Genomic DNA, 15,802 nt, shown 5'->3' on the forward strand with positions numbered 1-15,802 from the left:
TAAAACATAAATTAAAGAAATACCAGAGCATTAATAGGGTTTTAATAAAAATTGCGTTCTTCTTCGTGATATGGGTAGCTTCTTGTTTGTCAACATTGATCATTATAGTATCTTTACCGCCTAATTTCAGAATCATCATAAATGAAAATTTCATATAACTGGCTTAAGCAATTTATTAAACTTGACTGGGATGCTCAAAAAACAGGAGAACTCTTAACCGATTTAGGTCTGGAGGTTGAAGGTATTGATTCCTATCAAAGTGTGAAGGGTGGCTTAGAAGGCATCATTGTTGGGCATATTCTTACCTGTGAAAAACATGAGAATGCAGACAAACTAAAGGTTACTACGGTTGATCTTGGTACCGGAGAGCCGGTGCAGATTGTTTGTGGTGCAGCCAATGTAGCTGCCGGACAAAAAGTACCTGTTGCCACCGTTGGGACAACTCTTTATGACGATAAAGGAGAGGCTTGGACAATTAAAAAGGGTAAAATACGTGGAGAAGTCAGTCATGGAATGATCTGTGCCGAGGACGAGTTGGGACTAGGTAGTAGCCACGATGGTATTATGGTTCTGGATGCTGATATTCCCGCAGGAACTCTCGCTTCCAAAATTTTTGATATTGAAAATGATCAAATTTTTGAAATTGGCTTGACTCCGAACCGTGCAGACGCCATGAGTCATTGGGGGACCGCACGCGATCTTAAAGCAGGACTTATACAACAAGAAATTAATCTGGAATTAATAACTCCGTCGGTCTCTAATTTTAGAGTAGAAAATCGTCTGCATAAAATTGATATTGATGTTAAAAATCCAGCATTAGCTCCCAGATATTGCGGAGTCACTATCTCTGATATTAAAGTTACCGAATCGCCAAAATGGCTGCAACATCGCTTGAAAGCTATTGGGATTCTCCCAAAAAACAACGTGGTTGACGTTACTAATTATGTGTTACATGAGTTAGGGCAACCGCTACATGCTTTTGATGCGCAACAGATTCAAGGTAATAAGATCATTGTCAAAACTTTAGACACCGGGACCAAATTCACCACCTTAGACGAAGTGGAACGAGAATTACATGAAGAAGATTTAATGATCTGTGATGCAGAAAAACCTTTGTGTATTGCCGGTGTTTTTGGCGGACTAGAATCAGGTGTAACAGAAAAGACAACGTCCATATTTCTTGAAAGTGCGTATTTTAATCCTGTAAGCATAAGAAAATCTGCTAAAAGACACGGACTTAACACGGATGCTTCATTCCGTTTTGAACGTGGAATAGATCCCAATATTACCGAGTATGCACTTAAGCGTGCCACCTTATTAATTCAAGAATTAGCCGGAGGAGTGGTTACTAGTGATATAGCGGATTTATACCCTAAAAAAATCGAAGATTTTCAAGTTTTCCTATCTTTTGAAAATACCGCAAAACTTATAGGTGAAGAGCTTCCTGCCGAAACTATTAAACGTATTCTAACCTCGCTTGAAATAAAAGTAAATAATGTTACAGAAAGCGGTTTAGGACTAACCATTCCTGCTTATCGCAACGATGTACAACGTGAAGCCGATGTCATTGAAGAGATTTTGCGTGTATATGGCTATAACAATATCAAGTTTACTCAAAAATTAAATGCATCCATTTCGAATATTGATAAGTTTGCTGATCATACTATTCAAAATACAATTGCCGGTCAATTGGTCGGACAGGGTTTCTTCGAAATTATGACAAATTCTTTAACTACACCTAATTCAATAAAGTTAAGTGAGCAGTTAAATGATGAGCAATCGGTACGTATGTTAAATCCATTGAGTAATGATTTATCTGTTATGCGACAGTCCATTCTCTTTTCGGGATTGGAAGCTGTTAGTTACAACATTAATCGTAAACGAGCAGACCTCAAACTTTTTGAATTTGGTAAGACTTATCATCAATATGGAGATGAACGTGTAGAACAAAAACACCTCAATTTATTAGTGACAGGTAATAAAAATGAAGAACGATGGACGGAAGCTTCGCAACAAACAAATTTCTTTATTCTAAAAGGTGTGGTTAGCTCCATACTTGAACGTCTAGGAATCAACGCTTCGCGAATAACACCTATAAACAGTGATGTTTTTTCAGAAGGGATCGCTTTTAGCATAGGTAAAAAACGATTAGTAGAGCTAGGGGTGATAAAAAAATCAGTCTTAAAGAATTTTTCTATTAATCAGGAAGTATTGCACGCAGACTTTAATTGGGACTTGCTAACAGAATTTGTCAGACATACTGCTGTCAAATATCATCCTATTGCAAAATATCCCGCTGTTCGTCGAGATTTTGCTTTGCTACTTGATCAAAAGGTAACATTTGATGAAATCTATACCATCGCTAACCAAACTGAAAAGAAGTTGCTAAAACAGGTCAATTTATTTGATGTATACGAAGGTAAAAACCTGCCTAAAGGAAAAAAATCCTATGCAGTAAGTTTTACCCTTCAGGATGAGAATAAAACATTGACTGATAAGCAAATTGACAAAATAATGAATAAGCTACAACATAACTTTGAGACTAAACTCGAAGCAGAGCTTAGATAATTATATAAATTGAATAAGTAAACAATAGCCTTTTTCCCTTTGTTGAGAAAGGCTACTTATTTTTAAGTCTATTTACTAATATAAACCTGTTGATATCGACGGCAGACAAATAACAATCAACAAACGTTAAAGTTGAGATACCATCGCTGAGTTTTGATCCTAATTATTGGAGAAAATACTCTAAATCGCTAATTTAGTGGTGCTAAAGAAAAAGAAATGATGGTACCACGAACGAATCTTGAAAAGCAACTTACTAAAATCAGAGATAAGCAATACACTTCTCATGACTGGAAATCTCAGGTTGCACTATTGTTTGATCAGGAAACAAGAAAAACTGAAAAGATAGTCGAGAAGCTAACAACAGTTTCATCATCCAGTGAGAATAACTTTGATTTTGAGGTGCTCGAAACCTCTAAGATCTATCATCTCGATCAGATAAAGAAAATTTGTATTGATTACCGTTTGCGCTTCTTGGATACTAAGTTCTTTAAAGGTAAAATACCTTATGAAGCCGTAACCATCATTAAAGATTTAGAAAAAACACATAAAACGAGCCTTAATGGCTTTAAAATTGTAGCACCCTCCAAACTTTTTAAACTTGAAAATGCAGATGATCCCTTATTATTTGCGCCGATAGGAAACGATTATTTTTATTTAATTCACAAGTGGGGAAAAGACTTACATCCACTACGTAAATTTTTTATGTGGTTTTTTAAAAGCTTTGAAAATTTACTATTCCTAACCTTTTTAGTTAGTGTTTTATGTACCTTTATGGTTCCGGATGGACTGTTTAGTAAACAACAAAGCACTTCTACTACTATTATGGTGTTTTTATTTGTATTCAAGTCAATTGCAGCAGTAGTACTGTTTTATGGCTTTGCATTGGGTAAAAATTTTAATACAGCCATCTGGAACAGTAAATATTTTAATGCTTAGTTTTATACTATATGTTTCCAGATAGCAATTATGAGCGGGTCTACACCGGCAGTTTGATCACAATACAATTTTTACAAACAATTCTTCAGGATAACGGAATTAATTCAATTACCAGAGATGACATGAAATCGGGTATGATGGCTGGTTTTGGAGGAGGTATTCCTGATCACATTCAGTTATTTGTAGAAAAAGAAGATGTAACCAAAGCAATGACTCTAATCAACCAAAATAAATAGTTCATGAATAATAACGAACACCATAGTCCGACACCTAAACGTAAAACCTGGGATTTATTAATCGGTATAGCTTTAGTGTTGTTTGGATCATTTAGACTCTATACGCGTTTACAAACAGAAGAGGACTGGAGTTTCAGGTCCATATTCACGCTGGCCTTTATACTATACGGAGCTTATTTAATTTTCAGATACTTCAAAAATTCTTCTAGAATTTAGTTTATCTCAACATAAGATGTAAAAAAAATCCCGCATAAAGCGGGATTTTTGTATACTATATAAAATTGTTATACACTTACTGCGTACATCTTATCACGTAGTTCTTTAACCTTTGGATCGCTCATATATTCATCAAATGTAGCATATCTGTCAATTACCCCATTTGGAGTAAGTTCAATAATTCGATTACCTACTGTTTGCGCGAACTCATGATCATGCGTTGTAAAAAGGATGGTTCCTTTAAAGTTTGTCAACGAATTATTAAATGCAGTGATGGATTCAAGATCCAAGTGGTTTGTAGGCTCATCAAGCATTAAAACGTTAGCTCTCACCATCATCATTTTTGATAACATACAACGTACCTTTTCACCACCGGACAATACATTACATTTTTTAAGCGCTTCTTCTCCGCTAAAAATCATTTTTCCAAGAAATCCTCGTATAAAAACTTCTTCACGCTCCTCTTCGGTTGTAGCATATTGTCGTAGCCAATCAACGAGGGACAAATCACTCTGAAAATACTCACTATTATCAGCTGGTAAATACGATTGTGAGGTCGTAATTCCCCAAGCGTATTCTCCCGCATCTGCTTTTTGTTTACCATTGAGAATTTGATAAAAAGCTGTTGTAGCTCGTGAATCCTTAGAAAAAACCACAACCTTATCTCCTTTCGCCAAATTGATATCAATATTACTAAAAAGCACATCTCCTTCAGAACTCGCTTTCAATCCGGTAACATTCAATATTTGATCTCCCGCCTCACGGTCTCGCTCAAAAATGATCGCAGGATACCGTCGACTCGAGGGTTTTATATCCTCAATATTAAGTTTATCAATCATTTTCTTACGAGAGGTCGCCTGCTTTGACTTGGCAACATTGGCGCTAAAACGAGCAATAAACTCCTGTAATTCCTTTTTCTTTTCTTCCGCCTTCTTATTTTGCTGCGTTCTTTGTCTCATCGCTAACTGAGAGGATTCGTACCAGAAGGTGTAGTTACCGCTAAAATGGTTAATCTTACCAAAGTCGATATCAGATATATGAGTACATACAGCATCCAAAAAGTGTCTATCGTGAGAAACGACTATCACCGTATTATCATAGTTTGCCAGAAAATTCTCTAACCAAGTAATCGTTTCGTAATCCAGGTCATTGGTAGGCTCATCCATAATCAATACATCAGGAGATCCAAAAAGCGCTTGTGCTAACAAAACACGCACACGCTGTTTGGTATCAAGATCTGCCATCAGCGTATAATGCAAATCCTCTTTGATCCCTAGATTTGACAACATTGCGGCAGCATTACTATCTGCATTCCATCCATTCATCTCTTCAAACTCAACCTGCAAAACTCCTACACGTTCTCCATCTGCATCGTTGAAATCAGGTTTAGCATAGATTTCATCCATCTCCTTTTTAATTTTAAAGAGTGGCTTATTCCCCATGATCACAGTTTCCAAAACATTATGCTCGTCATAAGCATAGTGATTTTGCTCTAAAACAGACATACGTTTGCCCGGCTCTAAATGAACATGACCTGAGGTAGGCTCCATGGTCCCCGATAAAATTTTGAGAAATGTGGATTTCCCTGCGCCATTTGCACCGATAATTCCGTAGCAATTTCCTTGTGTAAAAGCTGTGTTAACTTCATCAAAAAGAATACGTTTGCCAAATTGAACCGAAAGATTTGAAACTGAAAGCATATGAAAATTTAGATAGATTTTAATTTGCCGCAAAAGTAGAAAAATAGCCGCAAACCTAGAAACTTTATAACTTTAAAAATTTAATTAACTATAAATTAACAAAACTAGAGCGCCATTCCTTTTATTTTTGGCTAGTCAGAAAGTAAGGTAATTTTTCCCAAATGCATATTAAATTTATAAAGCGATTCGCTTTTATATTGAGTATACCCTGTTTTTTCTATTCTTGTGATGACTACGGTTATTCGAATAGAGCTGACACTTATCTCGGTGGCGAAATCGTAAACCCAAATTCTAATTTTGTTATCTTATCCAAAGAAAACAAACTATCTGACACGATTTACCTTGACCAAAATAATAGGTTTTTGCATAAAATTAAAGATTTTGAAGCAGGAGTTTACTCCTTCCGGCATGCTCCAGAAAATCAAATTGTGCTTTTAGAAAAAGGTGATAGTCTCTATTTCAGACTCAATACGATGGAATTGGATGAATCCCTTGCTTTTACAGGAGTTGGAGCTGAAAAAAATACTTTTTTAATTGAAATGTTTCTGCTTAATGAAAGAGAGCGAGATGATTTAATCAGAAGAGGATTTAAACTTGAACCAGAAGCTTTTCAAGAAAAACAAAATGTGCTGCTAAACAGAAGAAAAAAGAGGTTCAATCAGCTCAATACAAAAATCAAGTTGAGTCCTCTGGCAAAAAAAATATTGAAAGCTAGTTATCAATATGATTTCTATTCACGCCATGAGATGTATTCTTATAGCCATTACGGAGTAACCGACATTTCAAACATCAACAAACTCCCTCAATCATTTTTTACATATCGTGGAAAAGTTAATTTTAATGACAAAGATTTAAAGCGTTTGTACTCTTATAATAGATTTTTAAATCATTACATCACAAACTCTTCTTATACGAATTACACAAAAGGAAAGTCATACCGTACAGATCCTGTTGGTGTCACGCTTTATGAACTTAACTTAGTGGATAGTTTGATAACCAATGAGTACATCAAAAACAATTTACTGCGTGGTATAACGAGCGAATTTTTATTAGGTAATGAAGATACTATCGCTTCAAAAAAAGTCTTAGAGTCGTATACAGGAAAAAGTTCGAACAATTTGTTTACAGAAGAACTGAATCGTTTAAGAAAAGCCACATCAAAATTAAAACCAAACAATATCATTCCCAATCAAGATCTTATTAGCTCTAATGGGGATCTGATTAAGCTATCCTCAGTCTTTGAAAAACCTATTACCGCCTTGTTCTTTTGGTCCTTAGAAGATCAAAAACATTATGTTAGTGCTCATCAAAGAGCTACACAGTTAACAGATCGATATCCTAAAATTGATTTTATAGGAATTAATACGGATGAGCAACAAACCAAAAGTTGGTTACGAGCAATCAAACGTCATGACTACAACCCTAAAAGGGAATACGAGTTCAAGCACCCCAAATGCTCTTCTGAAGAGCTTGTAATTTATGATAAAAACAAGGTTATTTTAGTTAATCAAGATGGTAAAATCATTAATACTACCAACGATTTATTTTCTCCTTCTTTCGAAAAACGATTATACCTTTATCATGAAATGATAAGTAACACTAATTAAAAAAAATACCGCTTGAAAAGTTTCAAGCGGTATTTTTTTTGGTATTTTGAAAATTCGTTTTTAATTCCCTTTTTTATAATCTTCAAGAAATTTTGCTAAACCAATATCCGTTAATGGATGTTTTAACAATCCTTCGATGGATGATAATGGACCTGTCATTACATCAGCTCCAATTTTAGCACAATCGATAACATGCATCGTATGTCTTACTGATGCAGCCAATATCTCTGTTTGGAAACCATAATTATCATAGATAAGGCGAATTTCGGCGATAAGATTCAAACCATCTGTTGAGATGTCGTCTAATCGTCCAATAAATGGTGACACATACGTAGCGCCCGCCTTTGCAGCTAGAAGCGCCTGTCCTGCGGAAAACACTAAGGTACAGTTGGTACGTATCCCCTTATCGCTAAAATATTTAATTGCCTTTACTCCTTCTTTGATCATTGGCACTTTTACAACGATTCGCTCGTGTAACTTAGCCAATGCTTCTCCTTCTTTAATCATTCCCTCAAAATCGGTAGCAATAACTTCTGCACTTACATCACCTGTTACGATATCACATATTTTCTTATAATGTGCAATAATATTCTCTTCTCCTGTAATACCTTCTTTGGCCATTAAGGATGGATTAGTCGTTACTCCGTCAAGAACTCCTAAATCTTGCGCTTCTTTAATTTGATCAAGATTAGCTGTATCAATGAAAAATTTCATGTTGTTGTGTTTTGGTTTGTAATTATTAAGATCGTGCGAAGATAAAATTTATTTCGCTGATCCCCTGTTTATCGTTCTATAATTTATAATGATTCATCAAGAGTTTCTCATACATTTTACTAGGTAGAATTCCATGAAGCAGTACAGAAAATCGTTGCATAAATGCACCTATTTTATACCGCACTTTAGGGGTATCATCCTCAAGAATCCTTGCAACTGCTCTTGCCATTATTTCCGGATCTTGTCCTTCATCCACATGAGCGTCCATGAGATTCAATGTGTTATTATATGTGGTTCTATACGGTGAATTTTCTTTTACCGGAGCATGATATCTTCCAGCTGCGATATTAGTTGCAAAATCTCCCGGAGCGACATTACTCATTTTAATATTGAAGGGCTTCAACTCCATACGCCAAGCTTCAGCAGTAATTTCTAACGCTGCCTTGGACGCACTATAAACGCCACGAAATGGAAGTCCCATGTAGCCGGCAATAGAAGTTATATTAATTATGAAACCTTTTTGCTGCTTCCTCATAGTTGGTAATACAGCTTTGATTACATTTACAGGACCAAAATAGTTTGTTGTAAAATTCTTAAGAATCTCTTCTTCAGGAATTTCTTCTAAAGGTCCTGTAATTCCAGCACCGGCATTGTTAATCAATACATCAAGTCGACCTTCTTTATCAACTATCGTTTGTACAGCAGCCTGAATACTGTTACTATCTGCAACATCTAGCGTGATTAACTGAAAATCTGTAAAATTAGCATACTTATCAGGATTGCGACTCGTTCCATATACCCGATACCCCTTATTTGTAAGATAGATGCCTATAGATTTACCAATGCCCGAAGAACCCCCGGTAATCAGCACAACTTTATCAAGTTCGTTATTTTTCATAAAGCAAAGATACAGTATGAAATATAAAAGTAAAGAAAGAAAAAGAAAGGATTATACTATTGAAGACGTGCCTTTTTTCAGTAAATTTAAGGCACAAAAAAAGGCAAGCTACCTACATCACACCGCTACGACCATTTACCTTTGCTGCGTTCCCGCCCTGGAGGATTCAACAGGAGCTGGTTGTGTAGGACTTGCCGCTGCAAAGATACAATCTTTCATAAATATTCCAACCATTTTTTAAACCCAATTAAAATAAATATCTTGCTTTAAAATAATTTAACCCGATGAATTATCGTAATCCATTAATCACCATAATTTTAGGAATGTTTTTACTTTCCTGCGGAAGTAATTTGGATAAGAAAAAAAAGTATTTTTCTATTAAAACAGAAGAAAATCAGAGGAAATTTCGACTATCAGAGACTATAAAAGCTTCAATTAGTAACCCGGAAAATAAAAAAATAGATTCAGTTTATTATTTTTTAAATGATGAGCAGCATTATAAAAAAGGAAATACCTACCGGGAACTTCTGGATGATGAATTATTAGGAAACCATACCTTGCATGCAAAAGTTTTTTATGAAGGTACTTCTCAGATCGTATCTAAGAAGTTATTATTTTTAAATAATCAATCTCCCTCACTTTATAGCTACAATGTCGTGGCAGAATACCCTCATGATATCAAGGCATTTACTCAAGGACTAGAGTTTGACGGAGAAACCTTGTATGAAAGTACAGGCAGAAAAGGTTTTTCCACTTTGCGTAAAGTTGATTATAAGACAGGAAAAGTCGTGGATAAACATATCCTAAAGGACAAGTATTTTGCTGAAGGTCTTACCATATTTAAAGATAAAATTTATCAATTAACATGGCTGGCAAAACAGGGATTCATCTATAACCTTGAAACTTTAGAAGAAGAAGGAACATTTGCCTACAATCAAAGTAAAGAAGGATGGGGTCTATGTAATGATGGTAGAAAAATTTACAAGAGCGATGGCACGGAAAAAATATGGATTCTAAATCCGGATACGCTGGCTGAAGAAGGTTTTATACAGGTTACTACCAATAAAGGAGTTAAAACAAAATTTAATGAGCTGGAATGGATTGATGGAAAGATCTATGCGAATACGTGGCAAAAAGATGGCATAGCTATTATTAATCCAAAAAACGGAGCGTTAGAAGGTGTAATTGATTTTAGTAAATTAAGAAATCGTTTAACTGATCATCCTGATCTGGATGTATTGAACGGTATCGCTTATCAAAAAAGCACAAAACAAATATTTGTTACAGGCAAAAACTGGGACAAACTATTTGAAATTAAAGTACTTAAATAATATAGTTGAATATTTATTTTATGAGATCTTTTTTTCATAACTCCTTTATAATATATGATTTCTTATTATAATAGACAGATAATAAAACGTACCTTTGCCGCTTATTTTTAATATATGAACAAATTTGAAGCGTTAGGACTTGGTGAAGCTATTATCAAAGCAATCAATGAAATGGGATTTGAAACCCCTAGCGAAGTACAAGAAAAAGCAATACCAATTTTACTTAATGAGGAAACGGATATCGTTGCATTAGCGCAAACAGGTACCGGTAAAACAGCAGCATTTGGATTTCCTCTTATCGAAAAAATAAATCACGAAAGCAGAGTAACACAAGGATTAATCCTATCTCCTACTCGTGAACTATGTTTACAAATAACTAACGAACTTAAGAATTATTCCAAGTTTGTCCCAGGTTTAAATACTGTAGCAATTTATGGTGGTGCGAGTATCACCGATCAGGCCAAGCAAATAAAAAGAGGTGCGCAGATTATAGTTGCTACACCGGGCCGTATGCAAGACATGATTAATCGTAAGATGGTAGACATCTCTAATATCGATTATTGTATTTTGGATGAAGCTGATGAAATGCTTAATATGGGCTTCTTTGAAGATATCACAGCAATTCTATCCCATACTCCGGATCAAAAAAGCACTTGGTTATTCTCGGCTACTATGCCAAAAGAGGTATCTACCATCGCCAAACGTTTTATGAACAACCCTGTAGAGATCACAGTAGGTCATAAAAATACCGGCTCAAAAAATGTATCGCATGAATACTACACAGTAAATTCCAGAGATCGCTATGCAGCACTTAAACGATTAGCAGATGCGAATCCGGATATCTTTTCTGTAATTTTCTGTAGAACAAAACGAGATACGCAAAAGGTGGCTGAAAATCTTATCGAAGATGGCTACAATGCTGCAGCTTTGCATGGTGACTTGAGTCAGAATCAGCGTGATTTGGTGATGAAAAGCTTTAGAAATCGTCAAATTCAAATGCTTGTTGCAACAGATGTCGCTGCAAGAGGTATCGATGTAGATGATATCACTCACGTTATTAATTACCAACTCCCTGATGAGATTGAAACCTACACGCATCGAAGTGGTAGAACAGGAAGAGCAGGAAAAAGTGGAGTTTCGATGGTAATTGTTTCTAAGAGTGAGACAAGAAAAATAAAATCCATCGAACGTATTATCAATAAAACATTCGAGAAAAAAGAAATACCTAGTGGTGAAGAAATTTGCCAAGTGCAGTTGTTTCACTTAGCTAATGATATTGCTAAAGCTGAGATCAATCATGAAATTGATACGTATCTGCCTTCAATTCACGAAGTATTAGAAAGTTTTTCAAAAGAAGAACTTATCAAAAAATTCTTTTCTGTAGAGTTTTCCCGTTTCCACAATTATTACAAAAAAGCTAAAGATCTTAATGCCGTAAGCGATGGTCGTGATAGAGGTTCTGATAGCGAAGGAAGTACCCGTTACTTTATCAATATTGGAGAAAAAGATGGTTTTGACTGGATGACCTTAAAGGATTTCTTAAAAGATACGCTTGATTTAGGTAGAGATGCCGTAAGCCGTGTGGATGTAAAAGAAAGTTTTTCATTCTTCAACACCAGTTCAGAACAGCAAGATGCAGTTGTAGCAGCTTTTGAGAATTTTAAACTGGAAGGAAGAAGTGTCAATGTTGAGATATCCAAAGATTCTGGTAGAGGCCGTGGCGGAAGCAGAGGTCGTTCTGATCGCAACCGCGGAGGCTTTAAAGGAAAACGAAGAAGTGATGATTTTAAACCAAGAGGTAAAAGAAATTCTTCAGGTTCTGGCAGTAGTCGTGAAAGCGGGGGAGGAAGAAGAGATCGCAGAAAACGAAGCGACCGTAATTAATAAATAAATTTATAGTATAAGTTTGGCAAGATTTTGGTATTACTTTTGAAGTACTGATTAAGTTTACGCCAGACTTATACATTAATTTTAATAGAACTCTTTTGAGAAAAATTTTATTTTTTAGTCTATTTATTTTCACACTCTCGGTATATAGCCAAGATTTGAAAGAAAATGTCGTTAGTGGAAAAGTTCTTAATGCTGCTAATGATACAGAACTCGAAAATGTTCATATTGTTAATCTTAGCGAAGTAGTTGGTACTATTACAAACCCTGATGGTGAATTTACTATTTCTGCAAAGGTAAATGACACTTTATACTTTTCTTATATTGGTTACAAACCTCTCAAAGTTAGAGTTACCAATGACTGGATCAAATTCGGGCAAGTCAAAATAAAAATGACAGAGCTTGGCATTGCGTTAGAAGAAGTTACTGTTTCTGAAGTTCAACTAACCGGTTATCTGGAAATAGACGCCAAAAATATTCCCATTTATAATAATTACAGATATAGCATTTCCGGACTTAATTCCGGATACGAAGGCGGTAGCAGACAACCAGGTGCTGTTAATCAAGTGTTGGGCGCTATTTTTAACCCTGCCGATTTTCTATATAATATGTTTAGCAAACGATCTTATGAACTCAAAAAGTTGCGTAAGATGAAGAAAGATGACGAAATACGTAATTTACTCGAAACTAAATTTGATCGTGCGACACTAATGGCCTTACTTCAGATAGAGCGTCTGGACATTGATGAGATTTTAAGAAATTGTAATTATTCGTCAGATTTTATAAAATTTGCAAATGATCTCCAAATTTTGGATGCTATTAGCGAATGCTACGAAGAGTACAAAGCTCTTAACAGAAAATAATAGTTTTGTCTAATTATTTTTATTTTTTGCTTTCTAAAAAGCGCTCAGTAAGCAATTCATGTTTCTTTAATATTTTCTTTACCCAATCCATTCTTTTTTGAAGCATTTCTTCTTCAGTCAATTGCCATTTCACATTACTTTGACGAAGCTTTTGTGTCAATTGTTGTAATACGATCGCAGCCGATACTGAAATATTTAGGCTTTCGGTAAATCCATACATTGGTATATGCAGTGTTTGATCAGCTTCCTTCATGACCAAATCACTCAACCCTTTTTGTTCTTGTCCAAAAAAGAACACACTTGGCACTGTAACATCAAAATCGTTCAGGGTAATTGCATCATTATGCGGTGAAGTAGCAACAATTTGATAACCTTTGGATTTTAAAGACTTAATACAATCACTGGTTGTGTTATAGCGATTGATATCCACCCATTTTTGCGCACCCATTGCAATCTCTCGGTCGATACGTTTTGCGTTGATCTCTTCGATAACATGAATATTTTGAATTCCGAAAATGTCACAACTCCTCATAACCGCACTTGTATTGTGCAACTGATACACATCCTCCACGGCCACAGCAAAATGATTTGTACGCTCTCCTAAAACCTGTTGATTAAGGGTTCTTCTCCGCGGAGTTAGAAAGGTTTCTAAATACTCTAAAAGTTCTTTATCCATCACAACGCAAAAGTAAAAATTCAAGATTATAAATCAATTCTATGATGTATAAAACTTAAAAAAGCATCACTAATGATGCTTTTTTAAGTTTAGTTTCTATGCGGAATAGATCTAATTCATAATTATGAATTCACTTCGTCGATTAAGTGCATGTTCTTTTCCTGTACATTTCGTATTGTCTTTACAGTCATTTACAGGATTTTCCTCTCCAAAGCCTTTACTTGATAATCTGTCAGCTCCAATGCCTTTATCAATCATATACTGAATTGTTGCTTTAGCTCTACGTTCTGACAACTTCATATTATATCGATCGTATCCTCTGCTATCTGTATGTGATCTAACTTCTATTTGCATTTGAGGGTATTCATTCATTACTTCAATCACCCTTGCTAATTCTACTTCGGCATCAGATCGAATCACTGCTTTATCAAAATCAAAGTAGATCGGATTAAGCGATAAAACTTTTGCTAAATCATCCCCAATATCTGCGGATTTCACTTTTTGCTCTAACGCAATTGAAACTTGTTGATTTTGAGTTTCATTAGGCGTGCGTATAAGCTCTTCGGCAGTTACATAAGCATCCATCTCCGCACGAACAAAAAATTCTTGCTCACAATCGGCTACATACGAATACGTAGCATCCTCTCCAACAGAGACACTATAAACTACCTCATTGTTCGTATTTAAAATAGACACCTGCGCACCTGATAACATTTCTCCTGTATCCTTATCAGTAATTACTCCGGTCAAGGTGGTTTCACAGAAATCTTTTAAATCTTCTAATTGTATAAATGAGTAGATATCATCATTCCCTTTACCCCCTAAGCGGTTGGACGAGAAGAAACCGGCCTTGTTTGTTTCATTCACATTAAAACAAAAGTCATCTCTCACACTATTAACAGGTTTTCCTATATTGACAACTTCTTGTTTTTTTCCTTCTTCTTGATTCAGACTTACAACAAATACATCAAGACCTCCTAACCCTAAGTGTCCATTTGAAGAAAAATATAAATCATTTTCAGAACTAATAAAAGGAAATGTCTCTTTCCCTTCTGTATTAATGGGTGTTCCTAAATTTTCAGGAGTTCCAAAACTTCCATCCTCATTGATTGCAACTACATACAAATCAGATAATCCCTGTCCCCCTGGCATATCAGAAGAAAAATATAGAAGGTTTTCATCTTCGTTCAAAGAAGGGTGAGCAACAGAATAAGTTTCGTCATTAAACGGCAAACTTTCTGGTGTACTCCAGCCCTGCGCAGTTTTGTAAGCTCTATAAATTTTTAAGCGATTTGTACCTTCCTTATCTTCACCATAGGTGTTATTATTATAATTATTTCGAGTGAAATAGATGGTATTCCCATCTTTTGTAAATACTGCGGTAGACTCGTGAAATTTAGTATTTAAACTTCCACTAAACTTACTAACTTTAGATAACGTTCCCGTTTCCTTATCATACGAAGCTTTATGCAAATCCAAAAAACTTTCATTGTTCCACTGATGAATTGATTTTTTAATCATCGAAGTATCTCTGGAAGAGCTAAAAACAAAAGTATCATCTTTAAAAGCAGCTCCAAAATCCGAAAAAGGAGAATTGATAGCTACATTTTTGATATCATAGCGTCCCGATTGAAATTCTATTCTTTTTAAATAATCAGGCGTTTCAGAAAATAATTGTGCCCTTTGATCATCTACATTTAGCGCTGAGAACTTCTCCATATTTTGGTTTGATTCGTCATAACGCGCGGCAGTTTTTAGTGTTTGTGCATATCTAAAATAATATTCTGCTTCAACATCATCAGGATAGGTAGTAATCAATGCTTCATACCATTGTAATGCTTCTTCAAACTGGCTATTGAAATAGTAGCTATTTCCTAAATTCTTATAAAGATCAGCGCTTTTATAACCTTTTTCTACAACCTGTAAATACGTTTTTTGAGCATCAATATACTCATACTTTTCATATTGCTTTTTGGCTCGTCTTAGGTCACGTTCCTGTGATTGTGCTGTTGAACTAATTAAAATAGCCGCTAATAAAATGGTGATTTGTAGTATTCTAAACATACTGATTTGTATTAATCGTATTTTGTTTCTTAAAAGAAACGAGGGGTTAACATTCTGTTATATTTTCTAAAGAGTTCAAAGCGTAAAAACACCTCATAACTCCCAT

13 protein-coding genes and 1 other RNA gene are annotated in these 15,802 nt (G+C 35.2%); 8 read left to right on the forward strand and 6 right to left on the reverse strand.

Going from position 1 to position 15,802, the window contains the following annotated elements; translation table 11 throughout:
* Positions 1–141: 141 nt before the first annotated feature.
* The 4 genes from pheT to ACJRPK_RS08205 all read left to right on the forward strand — a co-directional run bounded on the left by pheT (position 142) and on the right by ACJRPK_RS08205 (position 3,956).
* Complete coding sequence (gene pheT, locus ACJRPK_RS08190; RefSeq protein ID WP_407139452.1) at positions 142–2,568, forward strand: phenylalanine--tRNA ligase subunit beta; 2,427 nt, start codon at positions 142–144, stop codon at positions 2,566–2,568.
* Between the two features lie 216 nt (positions 2,569–2,784).
* Positions 2,785–3,504 carry a hypothetical protein gene (locus tag ACJRPK_RS08195; protein ID WP_407139453.1) on the forward strand — a complete coding sequence of 240 codons (720 nt, stop codon included), beginning with the start codon at positions 2,785–2,787 and terminating at the stop codon, positions 3,502–3,504.
* Positions 3,505–3,515: 11 nt separating this feature from the next.
* Entirely contained in the window at positions 3,516–3,740 is a 225-nt protein-coding gene (locus tag ACJRPK_RS08200; protein WP_407139454.1) for a putative signal transducing protein, read from the forward strand.
* A gap of 3 nt (positions 3,741–3,743) precedes the next feature.
* Positions 3,744–3,956, forward strand: a complete 213-nt coding sequence (locus ACJRPK_RS08205) for a hypothetical protein (RefSeq protein WP_148783759.1) — start codon at positions 3,744–3,746, stop codon at positions 3,954–3,956.
* A gap of 68 nt (positions 3,957–4,024) precedes the next feature.
* Here ACJRPK_RS08205 and ACJRPK_RS08210 read toward each other — a convergent pair whose 3' ends face one another.
* Positions 4,025–5,656, reverse strand: coding sequence for an ABC-F family ATP-binding cassette domain-containing protein (locus ACJRPK_RS08210; protein WP_407139455.1), 1,632 nt, complete (start codon positions 5,654–5,656; stop codon positions 4,025–4,027).
* A 197-nt stretch (positions 5,657–5,853) separates the two neighbouring features.
* Here ACJRPK_RS08210 and ACJRPK_RS08215 point away from each other — a divergent pair, with 197 nt between their 5' ends.
* Positions 5,854–7,263: a hypothetical protein gene (locus ACJRPK_RS08215; protein WP_407139456.1), complete on the forward strand. Its 1,410-nt coding sequence runs from the start codon at positions 5,854–5,856 to the stop codon at positions 7,261–7,263.
* A 60-nt stretch (positions 7,264–7,323) separates the two neighbouring features.
* Here ACJRPK_RS08215 and fsa read toward each other — a convergent pair whose 3' ends face one another.
* The 3 genes from fsa to ffs all read right to left on the reverse strand — a co-directional run bounded on the left by fsa (position 7,324) and on the right by ffs (position 9,072).
* Positions 7,324–7,977, reverse strand: a complete 654-nt coding sequence (gene fsa / locus ACJRPK_RS08220) for a fructose-6-phosphate aldolase (RefSeq protein WP_148783762.1) — start codon at positions 7,975–7,977, stop codon at positions 7,324–7,326.
* 76 nt (positions 7,978–8,053) lie between these two features.
* Entirely contained in the window at positions 8,054–8,875 is an 822-nt protein-coding gene (locus ACJRPK_RS08225) for an SDR family oxidoreductase (RefSeq protein ID WP_407139458.1), read from the reverse strand.
* Positions 8,876–8,973: 98 nt separating this feature from the next.
* Positions 8,974–9,072, reverse strand: an RNA gene (gene ffs / locus ACJRPK_RS08230) — signal recognition particle sRNA small type.
* A gap of 87 nt (positions 9,073–9,159) precedes the next feature.
* Between ffs and ACJRPK_RS08235 the strand changes: the two genes are divergently transcribed.
* The 3 genes from ACJRPK_RS08235 (at position 9,160) to ACJRPK_RS08245 (ending at position 12,956) form a co-directional block, all read left to right on the forward strand.
* Entirely contained in the window at positions 9,160–10,206 is a 1,047-nt protein-coding gene (locus ACJRPK_RS08235) for a glutaminyl-peptide cyclotransferase (protein WP_407139459.1), read from the forward strand.
* Positions 10,207–10,320: 114 nt separating this feature from the next.
* Positions 10,321–12,090 carry a DEAD/DEAH box helicase gene (locus tag ACJRPK_RS08240; protein WP_407139460.1) on the forward strand — a complete coding sequence of 590 codons (1,770 nt, stop codon included), beginning with the start codon at positions 10,321–10,323 and terminating at the stop codon, positions 12,088–12,090.
* Positions 12,091–12,191: 101 nt separating this feature from the next.
* Positions 12,192–12,956, forward strand: coding sequence for a carboxypeptidase-like regulatory domain-containing protein (locus ACJRPK_RS08245; RefSeq protein WP_407139461.1), 765 nt, complete (start codon positions 12,192–12,194; stop codon positions 12,954–12,956).
* Between the two features lie 19 nt (positions 12,957–12,975).
* Here ACJRPK_RS08245 and ACJRPK_RS08250 read toward each other — a convergent pair whose 3' ends face one another.
* Both ACJRPK_RS08250 and ACJRPK_RS08255 read right to left on the reverse strand, forming a co-directional pair.
* The gene (locus ACJRPK_RS08250; RefSeq protein ID WP_407139462.1) at positions 12,976–13,632 is read right to left on the reverse strand and encodes a TrmH family RNA methyltransferase; all 657 of its coding nucleotides are present in this window, start codon (positions 13,630–13,632) and stop codon (positions 12,976–12,978) included.
* A gap of 111 nt (positions 13,633–13,743) precedes the next feature.
* Positions 13,744–15,696 carry an OmpA family protein gene (locus ACJRPK_RS08255; RefSeq protein ID WP_407139463.1) on the reverse strand — a complete coding sequence of 651 codons (1,953 nt, stop codon included), beginning with the start codon at positions 15,694–15,696 and terminating at the stop codon, positions 13,744–13,746.
* Positions 15,697–15,802: the final 106 nt, after the last annotated feature.

This window comes from Aquimarina sp. 2-A2 (genome assembly GCF_045505135.1).
Taxonomy (GTDB): Bacteria; Bacteroidota; Bacteroidia; order Flavobacteriales; family Flavobacteriaceae; genus Aquimarina; species Aquimarina intermedia.